The following is a 16,032-nucleotide window of genomic DNA, read 5'->3' as shown; positions in this document are numbered from 1 at the left end:
TATGGGAAAATTATACACATTCTTAAAATATTTTTTTATTACAGTTTGGACTGTTTTTGTTGTGGCACCTTTTCTTTGGGCACTTACAACTTCTTTTAAAGATTTTAATTCAGTAAATGGAGGTGTTACGTACATCCCGTGGGTTGATTTTGAACCAAACTTAGAGGGTTGGAGAGTTTTAATTAAATCTCCAGCACAAGGAGGAGTAGACATTGTTGAACCTTATTTTAATAGTTTGTTTGTAACATGCACTGCAAGTTTAGTTAGTATTATACTTGGAACCTTATCTGCTTATGCTCTTTCTAGATATACATTCAAAGCTGGTCCTATAAAGAATAATGACATTACATTTTTCTTTATTTCTCAAAGAATTATGCCACCAATTGTTTTATCCATACCTTTCTTTTTATTTCTTGGTGCGGTTAATTTATTGGACAGTCTATTTGGACTAATAGTTGTTTATATTGTTTTGTTAATGCCAATAGCAGTTTGGATTATGGTTGATTTTTTTAATAAAGTTCCAAGAGAGATAGATGAAACGGCATTGATAGATGGATGTAATCCTTACCAGGCATTTTATAAAGTTGTATTACCAAATTCAATACCAGGGTTAATTGTTGCTGGAATGTTTTGTATTATATTTGGATGGATTGATTTCTTTTTTGCTTTTATTTTAACCTTTACTGAAGTGCAGTTACTTCCTGTAAAAATTGTAGCTTTAAACTCTTCAATAACACCATGGTGGAGTTTATCAGCCTCAGCACTAGTTTCTGTTGCACCATTAATTGTTGTTGCATTTATTGTTGAGAGATATTTATCAAAAGGAAATCTATCAGGAGCAATTAAATAATGAATTTAGTTGGTGAAAACTTATCGTATAAATTAACCGAAGAACTTCAGTTAAGAAAAATCTCTTTTAATTTTGAAAAAGGTAAATTGTATACAATTTTGGGAAGAACACTTTCTGGGAAAACTACCTTATTAAAAACAATAGCAGGGCTACTCATGCCAGATAGTGGATCGATTAGATTTGAAGATAAGAATTTTTTAGAGATACCCGTGTGGAAAAGAAATATTGCCATGGTTTATCAGCAATTCATTAACTACCCTCACTTAAATGTTTTTGAAAATATAGCTTTTCCTCTCAAACAAAGAGGTTTAGACCCTCAAAAAATTAATGATGAGGTTTTTAAATCTTTAAAATTAGTAGGACTAGAAGGTTATGAAAAAAGAAAAATCCAAGAATTATCAGGTGGCCAACAGCAAAGGGTTTCAGTTGCAAGATCACTTGTAAAGAATGCAAAGATTTTACTACTTGATGAGCCACTAGTTAATTTGGACTACAAGTTAAGAGAGCAATTAAGAGAAGAGTTTAAAAATATCTTTGTTAATGGTTTATCAAAGGAAAGTATTGTAGTTTTTTCGACAACTGATCCCAGGGAAGCAATGGAGCTTAATGGTGAAGTCATTGTTCTTGATGAAGGTAGAGTGCTGCAAGTAGGAGCAGCAAAAGAAATATTTGAAAATCCCAAAGATTTAAAGGTTGCTGCTATTTCAAATGACCCACCAATGAATATTTTAAAAGCTGACTTAGGTTCTAATAAAATAAAATTTGAAGATATTGAAATAGATATTCCAAATCATTTATCTAAATTAACAAATAAGAATTTTAATTTTGGTATAAGAGCATCTGATATTGAATTAAATGATAATGGTTTTGAGTTTGAAGTAGAACTTGCAGAAATTAGTGGCTCAGAAACCTTACTACACCTTACAAGAGGAAATTTAAAAATTATAACCAGTATAGAGGAAGTGATGGATTTTAAAATTCGTGATAAAGTTAAAATTAATTTTAAATCAAATAGAGCTTATGCATTCGATGAAGTTGGAAATTTAGCTTCATCACCATTTAGAGGTATTAATGTCTAAAATTAATTTAAATAAAATATCTCACTCATATAATCCCAACGATGCTAACCCCACTTATGCACTAAACCCATTTTCGATGGTTTGGGAAGATGGAAAAAGATATGCAATTCTAGGGCCATCAGGATGTGGAAAAACAACAATGTTAAATATTGTATCAGGGCTCGTAAGGCCTTCATCAGGAAAAATATTATTTGATGAAAAAGATGTTACAGATCTTAAAACTGAAAATAGAAATATTGCTCAAGTTTTCCAATTCCCAGTGATTTACAGCACCATGTCAGTATATGATAATTTGGCTTTCCCTTTGAGATGTAGAGATTTTTCTAAAGAAATAGTAGAAGAAAGAGTTAATTCTGTTGCAGAAACATTAAATTTAAAATCTTTCTTAAATTTGCCTGCTAGAAAACTCACAGCAGATCAAAAGCAGTTAATTTCACTTGGTAGAGGGCTTGTAAGAGAGGATGTAGCAGCAGTTCTAATGGATGAGCCATTAACAGTTATAGATCCTGATCTAAAATTTAAATTAAGAAGAAATCTTAAAGAAATAAACGAGCAATACAAAACAACTCTTGTATACGTTACGCACGATCAAAACGAAGCTATGACTTTTGCTGACAATATAATTGTTATGAGTGAAGGCGAGGTGGTTCAAACAGGGACACCCAAAGAATTATTTGAAAGACCAAACACTACTTTTGTTGGATATTTTATAGGCTCTCCTGCAATGAATTTATTTGAAACTGAAGCATCATCTGACAATAGTGTTAAGATTAATGATACTTTAATTAAAACAAGTACAGATTTATCAAGATTAAAAGATAAGAAAATTAAATTAGGTATAAGGTCAGAATTTATCAAGATAGCTGAAAATCAAAAAGAAAATATAATTAGTGCCAATGTAGAAAAAGTTGAAGATCTTGGAAACTATAAACTGCTTACGGCAAAGATTGGAAGCCTTACAATAAAATCTAAAATAAGTAGAGAAACAGAAGTTCCATTAGATAAAGTAGACTTGCATATACCTGAAGATAAGTGCTGCATTTATGAAAATGAAAAACTAATCTAAATTAAACAAATATTCTTTCAAAAAACCAATAAAGGCCAATTAATGCTATTACTAGTGAAAGAGGTTTGGTAATTCTATTATAGTACCAAGGTTTATTTTGAAATAGTAATGAGATAAAAATATAAGATAAAAATATCACACTAATTTGACCAAGCTCAACGCCAATATTAAAAGAAATTAGACTTGAGATAAATAAACCATCTGAAATTCCAATTTCATTTAAAACTCCAGCAAATCCTAAACCATGGAGTAATCCAAAAATAAAGATTATATAGGGTCTCGTTTTTTTTAAATTTTTAGTAAATAGATTCTCAATAGCAATAAAACAAATTGATAGAGCAATGGTAGGCTCAACAATTATTGAGGGTATTTTTATTACATCTAGTACGCCAAGAAATAATGTTATTGTATGTGCTAAAGTAAAAATTGAAATTTGTAGTATCAAGATCTTTAACCTTGATGAGAGTAGAAATAAAGCAAGAACAAATAGAATATGGTCTAAACCTTTTGGTATTATGTGCTTAAAACCAAGTTGTGTATATGACTTAATATTATCAATGAGTTTTTCTTCTCTTTTGTTTGTTACACTAAACCAGCCAGACTTATCACCACTTTCGACTAGTTTTGAATATAGATCCTCATTATTTTTAGAATTAACACGCAGAATAATTGATCCTAAATTTTTATCCCAAGAAAATTTTAAATCTTCATCTTTTATATTTTTAATATCAAAATTAATAATTGTGTCTCTAATTATGTCGGTATTACCGACTTCAGGTATATCTATATTCAATAGAGTTAAGCTATAATTAGAGCTAACAGAAGTTAAATAAATTTTTTTTTGAAGATTTATTATTTTAGAATTAAATTGTTTAAGCAAATCAACAGCACTCATATTTCTTAAGCTTTCATATTGATCTGATTCTTTAGATACTTTTGTATTAGAGTGACTCATATCTAGCTCAGCAATAATAGCTTCAAGATTTAATCTGATAGTTAGAGAAGCATTTATGATATTATCTTTTTCATAAATGTTAAGATTTGCAATTGCTGGACGTAGTTCATGAGAATAGGATGATTTAATGAAAACTAGTAAAAATATAAATATCTTAAAAAACATTAACTTGTTAAATCAGATTTTTTATTTTTTTGTAATCTTATTATTAACTACTTTTTTAAGATTTAATGTACAAGCACATGAATTATGGCTTGAGCCAATTAATTTTAAATTTAATAATAAAGAAATATCAAAAATACATATTAATATTGGCCAAAATCTCATGGGAGCTTCGTTTGGTTACTATGATCCTCATAAAAAAAGTTTATATCTAGAAAACAAAAACAAAGTAATTAATTTACCACAGAGAAATGGCAATTTTCCAGCTATACAAACATTAATTTTAGACAAAGGTTTTCACATAATAAATTATGAAACAAATTTTGAATTTTTGAAGTATGAATCTTTAGAAAAGTTTGAAGATTTTTTAAACAATCAAAATTTTCAGAGTGTCCTAGGTAAATTAGATAAAAATAATTTGCCAACAGAGAATTACAAAAGATTTGCTAAAGCATTAATGACAGATGGAAATAAAGGTTTTTTTATTCAAAAACCAAAATTAGATTTTGAAATTATTGCTTTAAACTCTCCTTATAACTTAAATGATAATTTATTTGAGTTTCAATTATTTGAAAAAGGTAATTCTCTAAAAAATTGGCAAATTACTGTTTTCAGTAGAGATAAGGAAAATAGTTATAAAGAAATTGTAAAAACCAACATAAATGGAATAGGAATAATAAGAGTTTTTAAAAATAGAACCTATTTATTGAGTTCGGTTAAATTAGAAAAAGCCAACTATATAGAAAAACTAAAACATAAATCTGATTGGTTTAGTTTTTGGGCAAGTCTAACTTTTAAAAATTAATACAGAGCATTTTTTTTATAAAAGATAACAACCACAGCACTTTTGAGATACTTTTTCCCGTATCTTTTAGTAATTAATCTCAAGTATAGTTAATTTATGAATTTTCGATTAAATAAACTTATGGAAAAATTATTTCCATTAGATTGATATATGCCCTTTAAGCTTAATAAAAATCTACCGTTAAGTGAACAAGATACTAAAAGAACAAAAAGAATAATCTCAAAACTAAACCTAAAAAAACTTCCTTTTAAAATAACAGAAGAACAATTTTGCTCTAGTTACACAGAAATGTTTAGGGAGTTAACTCCTCTTTTTAGATATAAACCACATGAATATGCGATGAAGTGGTGTCTATCTACAGAAAAAAGAATGAGAGTTTTTTTATTAATTTTTGAAGCAAACGAATTAGGAGAAGAAATTTATAAAGAAAGTATTTCTAGTAAATTATCAGAGTATTCTTACAAAACTATTGCACAAATTATTGATGATGGACTAAAAAAAGGATATTTTATAAAATTAGCACCAAGGAAAAAAATATCTACTGATGCAAAAATTAGAAATATCAGACCTTCAGAAGAGCTGGTTATAGAATTTGTGAACTGGAATATAGATTTACTTTCTACTTTTTCAAATTTTTTAAAAAAGTTTAGTTAATTAAGACCAACTTAATTGTTGGCCCTAATTTAGGGGTTCTTAGAATTATATTTATATTTAATAAAATATTTACAAAGAGGAAATATTGACGGTAAAAACTGTTGTATTTAAAAGCCAAAAAAAAAGTTTTTAAAAAACATTCTACTTGTGATTGTATTAAAGAATTGGTGGGTCATTTTCACTATAGACACCAATCTTTTTTTATAATTAAATCTTCCATGTTAATTAACAAATACTAATAGAGGAGAAATAATGATTAAAGATAAAAAATCTCTGAAGGCTACAACACCTTCAAGACGTAAGTTCTTTAAAGCGGCAGCAGTCACAGGTGCAGCAGCAGCAACAGCTGTAGCAATGCCTAATATTGCAACTGCAGGATCTCACGCTACTGTATTAAAGATGCAAGCTGCTTGGCCATCAGGTGCAAACATCTTTTTTGAAATGGCGCAAGACTACTGTAACATGGTTAGTGACATGTCTGGTGGATCACTTAAGATTGATCTTCAACCTGTTAACTCAATCGTTAAAACTTCAGAAATTGGAGCAGCGGTAAGTGATGGAATAGTTGATATGGGTCACTGGGTGACAGCATATTGGTATGGTAAAAACGCTGCAGCTTCACTTTTTGGAACTGGTCCTTCATACGGAATGTCATCTCAAGAAGTTATGGGATGGATGGAACGTGGTGGTGGAAGAAAACTATATGAAGAAGCAGTAGCTAGTGTTGGATATAACTACACTGGATTCTTTCATATGCCTATGCCAGCACAACCTTTTGGTTGGTTTAAAAAGAATGTAACTAAAGTATCTGATGTTAAAGGTATGAAGTATAGAACAGTTGGTCTAGCGACTAACGTTTTAACTGCTATGGGAATGGTCGTAAGACAATTACCAGGTGGTGAGATCCAACCAGCAATGAAAACTGGTTTGATTGATGCTGCTGAGTTTAACAACCCAACATCAGACTCACAGTTTGGAATGCAAGATGTCTCTAAACACTATCACTTAGGAAGTTTTCACCAATCTCAAGAGATGTTTGAAATTCCTATGAACACGAAGAGACTAAAAAGCCTTTCACCTGCTCATCAAGCTATCTTAAAAAACGCTGCTTATGCTGCGAATACAGATAACTACTTCAAAGCACTTGTTAGATATTCTGACAGTTTAGCTATGTTGATGAACGAGCATAAGGTTAATGTTTACCAAACGTCTGATGCTATTTTAGCTGAGCAGTTAAAAGGTTGGGATAAAATTGTTGGAGAGTTCTCTGCAAAAGATGCATTCTTCAAGAAGGTTATCGATTCTCAAAAAGCATATGCTAAGAAAGTAATGAAGTACTTGCTGATGAATCAGCCTAATTACAAACTAGCTTATGAAAATGAGTTTGGCCCAATTGGAAAAGTTAAAATCTAATTAGCTTTTAAATAATTTAAAAGAGGGGAGTTTTGGCTCCCCTTTTTTTATAGTACAGTTTTTAAAAAATTAGGGTATTCTATTTAAATCATGATGAGAGCTTACATAAAATTTGCTGACACATTAAGCACTTCAATAGGTAAAGCTTTTTCTTGGTGTATTGTCATTTTAATGGGTGGAACTTGCTATGAAGTAACAATGGCATATATATTTAACAAACCAACACTTTGGAATTTTGACTTTAGTATGCAGATGTATGGTGCAATATTGATGATGTCAGGAGCTTATTGTTTGGCAACGGAATCTCATGTCAGAGGAGATGTGATTTACAGATTATTCAAACCAAGAACACAAGGTTGGATTGATTTAATACTTTATTTTATTTTCTTTTTTCCTGGCGTAATAGCTTTAGCATTTTATGGATTTGAATATGCGGCACTTGCTTGGAAGATAAAAGAAACTAGCTGGAGTAGCCCAGCACAGATTAATATTTATATGGCAAAATCTTTGATACCAGCAGCAGGAGTATTCTTGACCATACAAGGAGTTGCTGAAGTATTTAGATCAATTATTTGTATTCAAACGGGACATTGGCCTGCAAGAATGGTTGTTGCAGAAGAAACAGAACAAATTTTAATGAGAACAGCTCAGGACGAGGATCAAAAAGATGTTATTTAGTCTAACAAATCCGGAAGTAGCTATCTTCATGATGGGGATATTTTTATTTGCAGTACTATTAGGTTTTCCAATTGCATTTACTCTAATGGCGATGGGAATAGGCTTTGGATATTATGCTTATTATGATCCTGTTTTAATGGATCATATTTTTGATAATAGAATATTTTCATTATTTGTAAAAAATACCTACACAGTTATGGATAATAATGTCCTCACTGCAGTCCCCCTCTTTTTATTTATGGGGTATTTAGTTGAAAGAGCTGGAATTGTATCAAAATTATTTTTCGCAATAAGACTTGCAGCTCATAGATTGCCAGCTTCAATGGCAGTAGCTGCATTAATAACTTGTACTTTATTTTCTACAGCAACTGGAATTATTGGTGCTGTTGTAACCTTAATGGGCTTACTTGCTTGGCCCGCAATGGTTAAAGCGGGATATGATAAAAAATTTGCATCAGGAGTAATTTGTGCTGGGGGATGTCTGGGTATTTTAATACCACCAAGTATTATGTTAATTGTATATTCAGTGATTGCGCAATTATCACCTTTAAGATTATTTGCTGCAGCAATTTTCCCAGGACTTTTACTTGCAAGTTTATATATAGCTTATGTTGTAATCAGAGCTTGGATAAATCCATCAATTGCACCCAAGCCAGATGCAGCGGACATTCCACCAAGAGCAGAGATTTTAAAAGAAGTACTAGTTTCTTTTGTCCCTCTTTTTGGGTTAATAATGTTAGTACTTGGAACAATTTTAGCAGGCATAGCTACGCCAGCTGAGGCTGCAGCAGCAGGAGCATTTGGAGCAATACTCTTATCCTGGTTTTACAAAACTCTTAAGTGGCAAAGTTTTAAAGAATCTGTCTTTCTAACAGCAAAAACCACAGCAATGATTATGTGGTTATTTATTGGTTCATGGACTTTCTCTTCAGTCTTTTCTTATTTAGGTGGTCATGAAATTTTTGAGCATTTTTTCAAATCAATAGAAATAACAACTTGGCAATTCTTAATTATTACACAAATAATAATTTTTCTTTTAGGATGGCCGTTAGAATGGACTGAAATCTTAATTATATTTGTACCAATATTTTTGCCGTTACTTGAGGTATTTGATGTTAATCCATATTTCTTTGCAATGTTGATTGCTCTTAATTTACAAACATCTTTTTTGACACCACCCATGGCCATGTCTGCCTATTATTTAAAAGGTGTACAAAAAAACAATGTTGAGCTGATGGAAATATTTGCAGGAATTATGCCATTCTTGGCCATAGTAATATTTGCAATGTTCCTTATGTATATGTTTCCAGGTATTGCTTTGTGGCTACCAGAAACATTATTTGCAAACTAGGTAATTTAAAATTATGAACATATTTTCTCTTACAACTAATAAGTTAGTAGAACATTTAAAAACAGGCCAAATTTCCTCTGTAGAAGTTTGTACACAATATATTGAAAGAATTGAAAAATTTGAAAAAGATATCAAGGCTTGGGAATATTTTGATAAAAAAAAACTTTTAGAAAAAGCAGAAGAAGCGGATGAATACAGAAAATCAGGAAAGCCTCTAGGTTCTTTACACGGCCTACCAATTGCAGTTAAGGATATAATAGGTACTTTTGAAATGCCTACTGAATGTGGAACTCCATTAAGAAAAAAAATGCCAAGTTCTCAAGATTCTGAAGTTGTCAATTTACTTAAAATTGCAGGAGCAATAGTTATGGGAAAAACTGTAACCACAGAACTTGCATATTTTCACCCAGGCAAAACTACTAACCCTCACGATAATTCAAGAACACCTGGTGGATCTTCAAGTGGTTCTGCAGCTGCAGTTGCAGCTCATATGGCACCACTATCAATTGGATCACAAACTAATGGATCAATTATTAGACCAGCTTCTTATTGTGGGGTTGTTGGGTACAAACCATCTTATGGACTAATCTCTCGAAGTGGAGTTTTAAAACAGTCAGACAAGTTAGATCACATTGGTGTTTTTGGAAAAACAGTTGAAGATGTTGCCTTATTAACAAAAACATTAATTAAAAAAGATTTATACGATAGTTCAACTATCCATTACTCATCTGATGAAATGTTAAAAGTTTGTAAAAAAGGACCATTATATGAACCAAAATTTATCTTTTATAAAACCAAAAATTGGAAAAATGTAGATAAAGAATCTCAAAAGTCTTTTGAGTTTTTTATAAAAACATTCAAAAACAATATTGAAGTATTTGATACACCATCATATTTTGAAGATATTCCAAAATATCATAAAATAATTCATGAAACAGATATGGCTAATAATTTCCAAGGTTATTACAAAAAATCTAAGAAAAAACTTTCTAAAGAAATGGTTGGTGCTATTGAAAGAGGTTTAAAATACTCGGCAAAAGATTATGTTGAAGCATTGGACTTTATGAAAAGAAGTTACGAATCTTTTAAAGAAGTGTTTGAGGACTATCACGGTGTGTTAAGTCCATCTACAACTGGGGTTGCACCTAAGGGTTTAAAGAGTACAGGTAGCCCAGAATTCTGCACTACTTGGACCTATATGGGCTTACCTTCTATTTCATTACCTTTACTTACAGGTGCTAATAATTTACCATTAGGAGTTCAGTTAATTGGAGACAAGCTAGATGATTTAAGATTTTTAGGTGTAGCCAATTGGTTAGAAAAAAATTGTAAAAAATATGCTAAATAATATAACAAAATTTCTAGGTACTTTTCTTGCTGCAATTTTTCTTATCGGCTTAGCGACTACATTGACAAGATCATCAATGATAGGTTTTTGGGATGTATTGCCAGTATTTATTTTAATGGCTGTTGCAATTTTTATGATGGTCTACGAAGCCTTTTTCGACAAAAACTAATTTTCTACTTGTAGTGAATAATTCTAAAAATAATTATTTACCTTTTCTGTTATTATTTATCCAACCAATTTTTATGGCTAGCAATTTGATAGTTGCAAGAGGAGGAGTTGAGTATGTACCACCAATTTCTTTAGCTTTTTGGAGGTGGGCAGCCGTCTTCTTAATGTTGCTCCCTTTTACTTTTATCTCATTAAAAAAAAATTTTAAATTTGTAAAAAAAGAATACAAAAGGATATTTTTTATTGGATCAATGGGTTGTGGTGTTTGTGGAGCTTTTCCTTTTTTAGCAGGACAAACGACTACTGTTACTAACATGGGAATTATATATTCATCTTCTCCAATATTCATAATTCTTATTTCTAGTATTTTTTTTAAAGAAAAAATAAACCTTCTTAGGATTGTAGGACTTATTTCTTGTTTAGTAGGTGTTTTTGCCATCATCATTAAGGGTGATTTATCTTTGTTAATTAGCCTTAAATTTACAATTGGAGATTTATGGATGTTAGCTTCTGCAATAGGATGGGCTCTTTATTCTATTTATCTATTTTATTGGAAAACCGATCTTAAAATTTTTGATAGATTTACTTTGATTGCGTTTTTTGGTGTAGTCAGTTTGCTACCATTTTATTTAATAGAAGAAGCTTTCTTTGTAAGAACTGTCTTTAATTCAGACTTTTTTATGTGGGTTTTATTTGCAGCTATCTCACCAGGAATTATAGCATTCACCTTATATACAATGGCACAAAAGAAACTTGGTGCATCAATTACTGGTTTCACACTTTATATTTTTACTGTTTATAGTGCTATTTATGGTTTTTTATTTTTTAATGAACAGCTTGAATATTACCATTATATTGGAACAATATTAGTTTTTGGTGGTGTTTATATTGTTAAAAGAAAAGTTTAAATTAAGCCACAATCTGACCAAATAATTTACAAATTTCATTTCTATAAATAGACAGTGAAAAAATTTATTATAACATCATTTTACTTAATATTTATTTCAAGTTCAGTAATTGCAGAAAATATAGAATCTTCAGTAAATACTCTTTTTCATATAGGGCAAATGAACTCTCATAATAAAAGTTTTGCTCTTTTTTTTAAAACTAGAGATAAAGCTATTTTAGCAAGAGGTGAAGATTATAATTATGTTACAGATTTTCCTCAAGATTTATATATCTATAATTATAAAACAAAAATTTCATCACCATTAATTTCATATGAATGGTTTCCTTCACAGGCAAAACACCTCTTAGAAGGTTATGACTATCCAGTTTTTCCAGAAGACTTTGCTTATTATCTGTTAAAAGATAACAATACTTTAGTCATGATTAGTGCAATTAAAAATATAAGAAAAAATTTTAAATTTGATATTGCTAATAAAAAATTAAACTCATATCCATTAAATGGTAAGTTTGATTTTATAATTTCATCAATAGCAAAAAATTGTGGGCATTCAAATCTTAAAGAAAATTATAAATGTAGCTACTACAAACCTTTAATTTCTAATAATCTAATTAATTAATTTGAGTAAATGCTTCAGCAAATTTTTCTGCATTAAAGATTTGTAAATCATCTTCTTTTTCACCAAGCCCAAGAGCAATTATTGGAAGCTTATATTTTTTAGCAAGTGCTAATAAAATTCCTCCTTTTGCAGTGCCATCTAATTTTGTCATTATCAAACCAGTAAGAGGTATAATTTTATTAAACTCTTCCACTTGACTGATAACATTTTGGCCAGAGGTTGCGTCAAGTACTAGGATTACATCGTGAGGAGCATCTGGATCTATTTTTTTAGTCACATGGGCAATTTTTTTGTATTCTTCCATTAAATTTTTTTTATTTTGCAATCTCCCTGCTGTATCAATTAAAACATGACTAAAATCGCCCTTTAATGCTTCTTCAATTGCTTTGTAGGCAACTGATGCGGGGTCTGACCCTTGAGTAGATTTTGTAATTTGTACATCAATTTTATTAGCCCAGCTTTCTAATTGTTCTATAGCAGCTGCTCTAAACGTATCACAGGCAGAAAACATAACTTTGTTACCGTTAGATTTTAAAATTTTACCAATTTTTCCAATAGTTGTTGTTTTTCCAACCCCATTAACTCCCGATACTAGAACTGCGTTGAGCTTTTCTTTTTTATTAAAAAAATTCTCATTTTCCAAAGGTTTCATTAAAGTGACTATATAGCTTCTAAGAATTAAATTTACCTCATTCATAATATCTTTTTTTGGGTCAATTTTTTCTTTAGCAATAATTTTCTTAATTTCTTCAGCTGCAACAAGACCAACATCTGATTGAATCAAATATTCTTCAATTTGATCTAATGTTTTGTCATCTATTTCTTTTTTTACAATTATATCTCTTAAACCAGATGTAAATGCAGAAGCGCTTTTTTTAAAACCAATTTTAAATTTATCAAAAATTCCCATTATAATTTAATGTCAATATTTTTGATATCAGACACAGGTCCTTTCATGTGAATGCTATTTCTCTCATCAATAGAAATTGTTAAATTACCTAATGCAAATTCTATATCTGTAGTTTTTTCTACTAGATTATTAATATTAGCTGCAACAACCGTTGCACAAGCTGCCGTACCACAAGCTTTAGTAAGCCCAGCTCCCCTTTCCCAAACTTTTACTTTTATTAAATTTTTATTCACAACTTTAGCCAGGGTTACATTACATTTTTCTGGAAATAGTTGATGATTTTCAATTTTTGGACCAATACTTTGTAAGTCAAATGCTTCAATATCGTTTACAAAAAAAATTATATGTGGATTGCCAACATTTACAGCTGTTCCACCAATATGTTTAGTGTTATTTTTATCTACAATTTCAATTTTTAAGTCTTGTGTATTTAGCTGCTTACTTAAGGGAATCTCCTCCCAATTAACTTTTGGTATACCTATTTCGGTTTCAACTAAATTACTTCCTAAGATTTTTGATTTTAGAGAGCCAGAAGCTGTTAAAAGCGTTATTTCTTTTTTACCACTTTCTTTTGATAGAAGGTCTGCCACACACCTAGTGCCATTTCCACAGGCACCAGATGTACTTCCATCTGAATTATAGAATTCTACATCTGCATCTATTTCTTTATTTTTCTTAATTAGAATGAGTTGATCACATCCAATGAAACTACGATCACATACTTTAATTATTTGATCTTTGTTTAAATTGAAGTTCTGGCTTCTTTGATCAATAATTACAAAATCATTACCCAAACCATCCATTTTAAATGCTTTAATATCCATATGTAGATATTTAACTTATTTATTGACTTTTTGAACCTCTATTATAGGTTGTCTTCGTTTCCACAAAAACGTTAAATTTGTGGTGTCTTTGGAGACAAAGAGATCAACACTAGTCAGCGATATTCGCCCACTAGTGCTAAACTGCTGTGCGTAATAAATATGTTTGAAAACCTAACAAATAAATTCGAAGAAATTTTTTCTTCTTTAAAAAAAGCTGCTTCACTTGATGAGAATCAAGTAGATGAAGGCCTAAGAAGTATTAGACAGGCTTTATTAGAAGCCGATGTGTCTCTAGATGTAACTAAAGATTTTATAGAAAAAGTTAAGCCAAAGGTTATGGGTCAAGAAATAATTCGATCAACCTCCCCAGGAGATATGGTTGTTAAAATTGTTTATGACGAACTAGTAAGCCTTTTAGGTGAAAGTAACACAGATATTAATTTAAATGCAGTTCCGCCAGTTCCTATGATGCTGGTAGGTCTTCAAGGTTCTGGTAAAACCACTACAACAGCAAAATTAGCCAAATATTTAGAAAAAAATAAAAAGAAAAAAATAATGATGGTCAGTCTTGATGTGTATAGGCCAGCTGCACAAGAACAACTAAGATCATTAGGAGAGCAAAATGATATTTTAACACTACCTATTATTGAAGGGCAGCTACCAGCAGACATTTGTAGAAGAGCAGTTAGTGCTGCAAACCTAAATGGTGCAGAAATTATATTATTTGATACAGCAGGTAGAACACAAATAGACCTTCAGATGATGAGTGAGATTAAACAAATAGAAAGTATAATTAACCCAACAGAAGTATTTTTAGTTGCAGATTCTTTAACAGGACAAGTTGCTGCAGAAGTTGCAAAAGAATTTAAGAATACAGTAAATGTAACAGGTATTGTTTTAACAAGAGCTGATGGTGATGCGAGAGGTGGTGCGGCCCTTAGTATGAAATATGTTTCTCAAGTGCCAATTAAGTTTTTAGGGGTAGGAGAAAAAATAGAAAATTTAGAGGTTTTTCACCCAGATAGAATAGCTAATAGAATATTAGGTATGGGAGACATCGTTTCTCTTGTCGAAAAAGCTGCAGAAGATCTTGGTGAAGAGAATATAAAAAAAGCAGAAGAGAATTTAAAAAAAGGACAATTCTCTATGGAAGATTATTTAACACAGCTTAGACAAATGAAAAAAATGGGAGGCATAGAAGGAATTATGTCGTTTATGCCAGGTGTTTCTAAAATGAAATCACAAATGGATGCTTCAGGAATTGATGAAAGCGTTATTACTAAAAATGAAGCAATCATTTTATCTATGACAAAAAAAGAAAGAGGAAACCCTAAAATCATTGATGGTTCTAGGAAAAAAAGAATTGCTAATGGCTCTGGAACAGATGCAGCCACTATCAATAAATTGCTTAAGCAATTTAAAATGATGTCTGAAATGATGAAGAAGATGTCAAAAGGAAACCTGAAGGGTATGTCTGATAAAGGAATACCTCCAGAGCTACTAAATCAACTTAAATAAAAAAAGGAAAAAAAATGATAAAAATAAGACTATCAAGAGGTGGAACAAAGAAAAGACCAGTATACAAAGTAGTTATAGCCGACAGTCGTCGTGCAAGAGATGGAAGATTTATTGAGAAGGTAGGATTCTTTAATCCTCTTTTACCAAAAGATAAAAAAGAAAGAGTAGGACTAGAAGCAGAAAGAATTAAATATTGGTTAGGTCAAGGTGCTCAACCAACTACTAGAGTTGCAAGAATTTTAGGTGAAAATGGTATTATAGCAATGCCTGCAAACGGTAGTAATCCAAATAAAGCTATTCCTAAAAAAGAAAGAAAAAAAGAAGGAGACGAAGCAGCTCCAGCAGCAGCTCCAACTCCAGCAGCAGAAGCTCCTAAGGTAGAAGCAGCTCCAGCAGCAGAAGCTCCTAAGGTAGAAGCAGCTCCAGCAGCAGAAGCTCCTAAGGTAGAAGCAGCTCCAGCAGCAGAAGCTCCTAAGGTAGAAGCAGCTCCAGCAGCAGAAGCTCCTAAGGTAGAAGCAGCTCCAGCAGCAGAAGCTCCTAAGGTAGAAGCAGCTCCAGCAGCAGAAGCTCCTAAGGTAGAAGCAGCTCCAGCAGCAGAAGCTCCTAAGGTAGAAGCAGCTCCAGCAGCAGAAGCTCCTAAGGTAGAAGCAGCTCCAGCAGCAGAAGCTCCTAAGGTAGAAGCAGCTCCAGCAGCAGAAGCTCCTAAAGTAGAAGCTAAATAGTTG

The 16,032-nt window shown here is 31.3% G+C and carries 16 protein-coding genes; 13 read left to right on the top strand and 3 right to left on the bottom strand.

Annotation, left to right across the window (positions count from 1 at the left end):
• Nucleotide 1 precedes the first annotated feature (1 nt).
• Genes AC5YGC_RS06845 through AC5YGC_RS06835 form a run of 3 tightly spaced genes read left to right on the top strand, consistent with a single transcriptional unit; the run spans nucleotide 2 to nucleotide 2,995 of the window.
• Entirely contained in the window at nucleotides 2-850 is an 849-nt protein-coding gene (locus AC5YGC_RS06845; protein WP_415290424.1) for a carbohydrate ABC transporter permease, read from the top strand.
• A complete protein-coding gene (locus tag AC5YGC_RS06840) occupies nucleotides 850-1,929 on the top strand; it encodes an ATP-binding cassette domain-containing protein (RefSeq protein ID WP_496139469.1) in 1,080 nt (359 codons plus the stop codon). Before AC5YGC_RS06845 ends, AC5YGC_RS06840 begins: the two co-directional genes overlap by 1 nt.
• Nucleotides 1,922-2,995, top strand: a complete 1,074-nt coding sequence (locus AC5YGC_RS06835; protein ID WP_496139468.1) for an ABC transporter ATP-binding protein — start codon at nucleotides 1,922-1,924, stop codon at nucleotides 2,993-2,995. The genes AC5YGC_RS06840 and AC5YGC_RS06835 overlap by 8 nt, the downstream gene beginning before the upstream one ends.
• A 1-nt stretch (nucleotide 2,996) precedes the next feature.
• Here AC5YGC_RS06835 and AC5YGC_RS06830 read toward each other — a convergent pair whose 3' ends face one another.
• Nucleotides 2,997-4,115 (bottom strand): HupE/UreJ family protein, encoded by a 1,119-nt coding sequence (locus AC5YGC_RS06830; RefSeq protein ID WP_496139467.1) that lies wholly within the window; start codon nucleotides 4,113-4,115, stop codon nucleotides 2,997-2,999.
• On the opposite strand from AC5YGC_RS06830, the gene AC5YGC_RS06825 reads away from it, so the two are divergent.
• From AC5YGC_RS06825 to AC5YGC_RS06790, 8 genes are all read left to right on the top strand, one after another.
• Nucleotides 4,078-4,917: a DUF4198 domain-containing protein gene (locus tag AC5YGC_RS06825; protein WP_496139466.1), complete on the top strand. Its 840-nt coding sequence runs from the start codon at nucleotides 4,078-4,080 to the stop codon at nucleotides 4,915-4,917. The genes AC5YGC_RS06830 and AC5YGC_RS06825 overlap by 38 nt on opposite strands.
• A gap of 150 nt (nucleotides 4,918-5,067) precedes the next feature.
• Nucleotides 5,068-5,571: a hypothetical protein gene (locus tag AC5YGC_RS06820; protein WP_496139465.1), complete on the top strand. Its 504-nt coding sequence runs from the start codon at nucleotides 5,068-5,070 to the stop codon at nucleotides 5,569-5,571.
• 252 nt (nucleotides 5,572-5,823) lie between these two features.
• Nucleotides 5,824-6,984: a TRAP transporter substrate-binding protein gene (locus AC5YGC_RS06815; RefSeq protein ID WP_415294915.1), complete on the top strand. Its 1,161-nt coding sequence runs from the start codon at nucleotides 5,824-5,826 to the stop codon at nucleotides 6,982-6,984.
• 93 nt (nucleotides 6,985-7,077) lie between these two features.
• Nucleotides 7,078-7,662: a TRAP transporter small permease subunit gene (locus tag AC5YGC_RS06810; protein ID WP_415279175.1), complete on the top strand. Its 585-nt coding sequence runs from the start codon at nucleotides 7,078-7,080 to the stop codon at nucleotides 7,660-7,662.
• Nucleotides 7,652-9,013 (top strand): TRAP transporter large permease, encoded by a 1,362-nt coding sequence (locus tag AC5YGC_RS06805; protein WP_415294914.1) that lies wholly within the window; start codon nucleotides 7,652-7,654, stop codon nucleotides 9,011-9,013. The genes AC5YGC_RS06810 and AC5YGC_RS06805 overlap by 11 nt, the downstream gene beginning before the upstream one ends.
• A gap of 10 nt (nucleotides 9,014-9,023) precedes the next feature.
• Complete coding sequence (locus AC5YGC_RS06800) at nucleotides 9,024-10,361, top strand: amidase family protein (protein WP_496140318.1); 1,338 nt, start codon at nucleotides 9,024-9,026, stop codon at nucleotides 10,359-10,361.
• A gap of 182 nt (nucleotides 10,362-10,543) precedes the next feature.
• Nucleotides 10,544-11,437 carry an EamA family transporter gene (locus AC5YGC_RS06795; RefSeq protein ID WP_496139464.1) on the top strand — a complete coding sequence of 298 codons (894 nt, stop codon included), beginning with the start codon at nucleotides 10,544-10,546 and terminating at the stop codon, nucleotides 11,435-11,437.
• A 54-nt stretch (nucleotides 11,438-11,491) separates the two neighbouring features.
• Complete coding sequence (locus tag AC5YGC_RS06790; RefSeq protein WP_496139463.1) at nucleotides 11,492-12,055, top strand: hypothetical protein; 564 nt, start codon at nucleotides 11,492-11,494, stop codon at nucleotides 12,053-12,055.
• Here the strand turns inward: AC5YGC_RS06790 and ftsY are convergent.
• Both ftsY and dapF read right to left on the bottom strand, forming a co-directional pair.
• On the bottom strand, nucleotides 12,048-12,965 hold the full coding sequence (ftsY, locus tag AC5YGC_RS06785; protein ID WP_496139462.1) for a signal recognition particle-docking protein FtsY: 918 nt from the start codon (nucleotides 12,963-12,965) through the stop codon (nucleotides 12,048-12,050). The two genes, AC5YGC_RS06790 and ftsY, sit on opposite strands and share 8 nt — an antisense overlap.
• Nucleotides 12,965-13,789 carry a diaminopimelate epimerase gene (dapF, locus tag AC5YGC_RS06780; RefSeq protein WP_496139461.1) on the bottom strand — a complete coding sequence of 275 codons (825 nt, stop codon included), beginning with the start codon at nucleotides 13,787-13,789 and terminating at the stop codon, nucleotides 12,965-12,967. The genes ftsY and dapF overlap by 1 nt, the downstream gene beginning before the upstream one ends.
• Before the next feature lie 159 nt (nucleotides 13,790-13,948).
• Between dapF and ffh the strand changes: the two genes are divergently transcribed.
• Both ffh and rpsP read left to right on the top strand, forming a co-directional pair.
• Nucleotides 13,949-15,307, top strand: coding sequence for a signal recognition particle protein (ffh, locus tag AC5YGC_RS06775; protein WP_496139460.1), 1,359 nt, complete (start codon nucleotides 13,949-13,951; stop codon nucleotides 15,305-15,307).
• 14 nt (nucleotides 15,308-15,321) lie between these two features.
• Nucleotides 15,322-16,029, top strand: a complete 708-nt coding sequence (rpsP, locus tag AC5YGC_RS06770) for a 30S ribosomal protein S16 (protein WP_496139459.1) — start codon at nucleotides 15,322-15,324, stop codon at nucleotides 16,027-16,029.
• Nucleotides 16,030-16,032: the final 3 nt, after the last annotated feature.

The sequence above is a fragment of the Candidatus Pelagibacter sp. uisw_138 genome, from assembly GCF_059512485.2.
This window is presented reverse-complemented; position numbering and strand designations above follow the sequence as displayed.

Excerpts from the sequence above, each read along its gene's own strand:
- AC5YGC_RS06845 (WP_415290424.1), top strand. The coding sequence starts at position 2 with ATGGGAAAATTATACACATTCTTAAAATATTTTTTTATTACAGTTTGG.
- AC5YGC_RS06840 (WP_496139469.1), top strand. The coding sequence starts at position 850 with ATGAATTTAGTTGGTGAAAACTTATCGTATAAATTAACCGAAGAACTT.
- AC5YGC_RS06835 (WP_496139468.1), top strand. The coding sequence starts at position 1,922 with ATGTCTAAAATTAATTTAAATAAAATATCTCACTCATATAATCCCAAC.
- AC5YGC_RS06825 (WP_496139466.1), top strand. The coding sequence starts at position 4,078 with ATGAAAACTAGTAAAAATATAAATATCTTAAAAAACATTAACTTGTTA.
- AC5YGC_RS06830 (WP_496139467.1), bottom strand. The coding sequence starts at position 4,115 with ATGTTTTTTAAGATATTTATATTTTTACTAGTTTTCATTAAATCATCC.
- AC5YGC_RS06820 (WP_496139465.1), top strand. The coding sequence starts at position 5,068 with ATGCCCTTTAAGCTTAATAAAAATCTACCGTTAAGTGAACAAGATACT.
- AC5YGC_RS06815 (WP_415294915.1), top strand. The coding sequence starts at position 5,824 with ATGATTAAAGATAAAAAATCTCTGAAGGCTACAACACCTTCAAGACGT.
- AC5YGC_RS06810 (WP_415279175.1), top strand. The coding sequence starts at position 7,078 with ATGAGAGCTTACATAAAATTTGCTGACACATTAAGCACTTCAATAGGT.
- AC5YGC_RS06805 (WP_415294914.1), top strand. The coding sequence starts at position 7,652 with ATGTTATTTAGTCTAACAAATCCGGAAGTAGCTATCTTCATGATGGGG.
- ftsY (WP_496139462.1), bottom strand. The coding sequence starts at position 12,965 with ATGGGAATTTTTGATAAATTTAAAATTGGTTTTAAAAAAAGCGCTTCT.
- dapF (WP_496139461.1), bottom strand. The coding sequence starts at position 13,789 with ATGGATATTAAAGCATTTAAAATGGATGGTTTGGGTAATGATTTTGTA.
- ffh (WP_496139460.1), top strand. The coding sequence starts at position 13,949 with ATGTTTGAAAACCTAACAAATAAATTCGAAGAAATTTTTTCTTCTTTA.
- rpsP (WP_496139459.1), top strand. The coding sequence starts at position 15,322 with ATGATAAAAATAAGACTATCAAGAGGTGGAACAAAGAAAAGACCAGTA.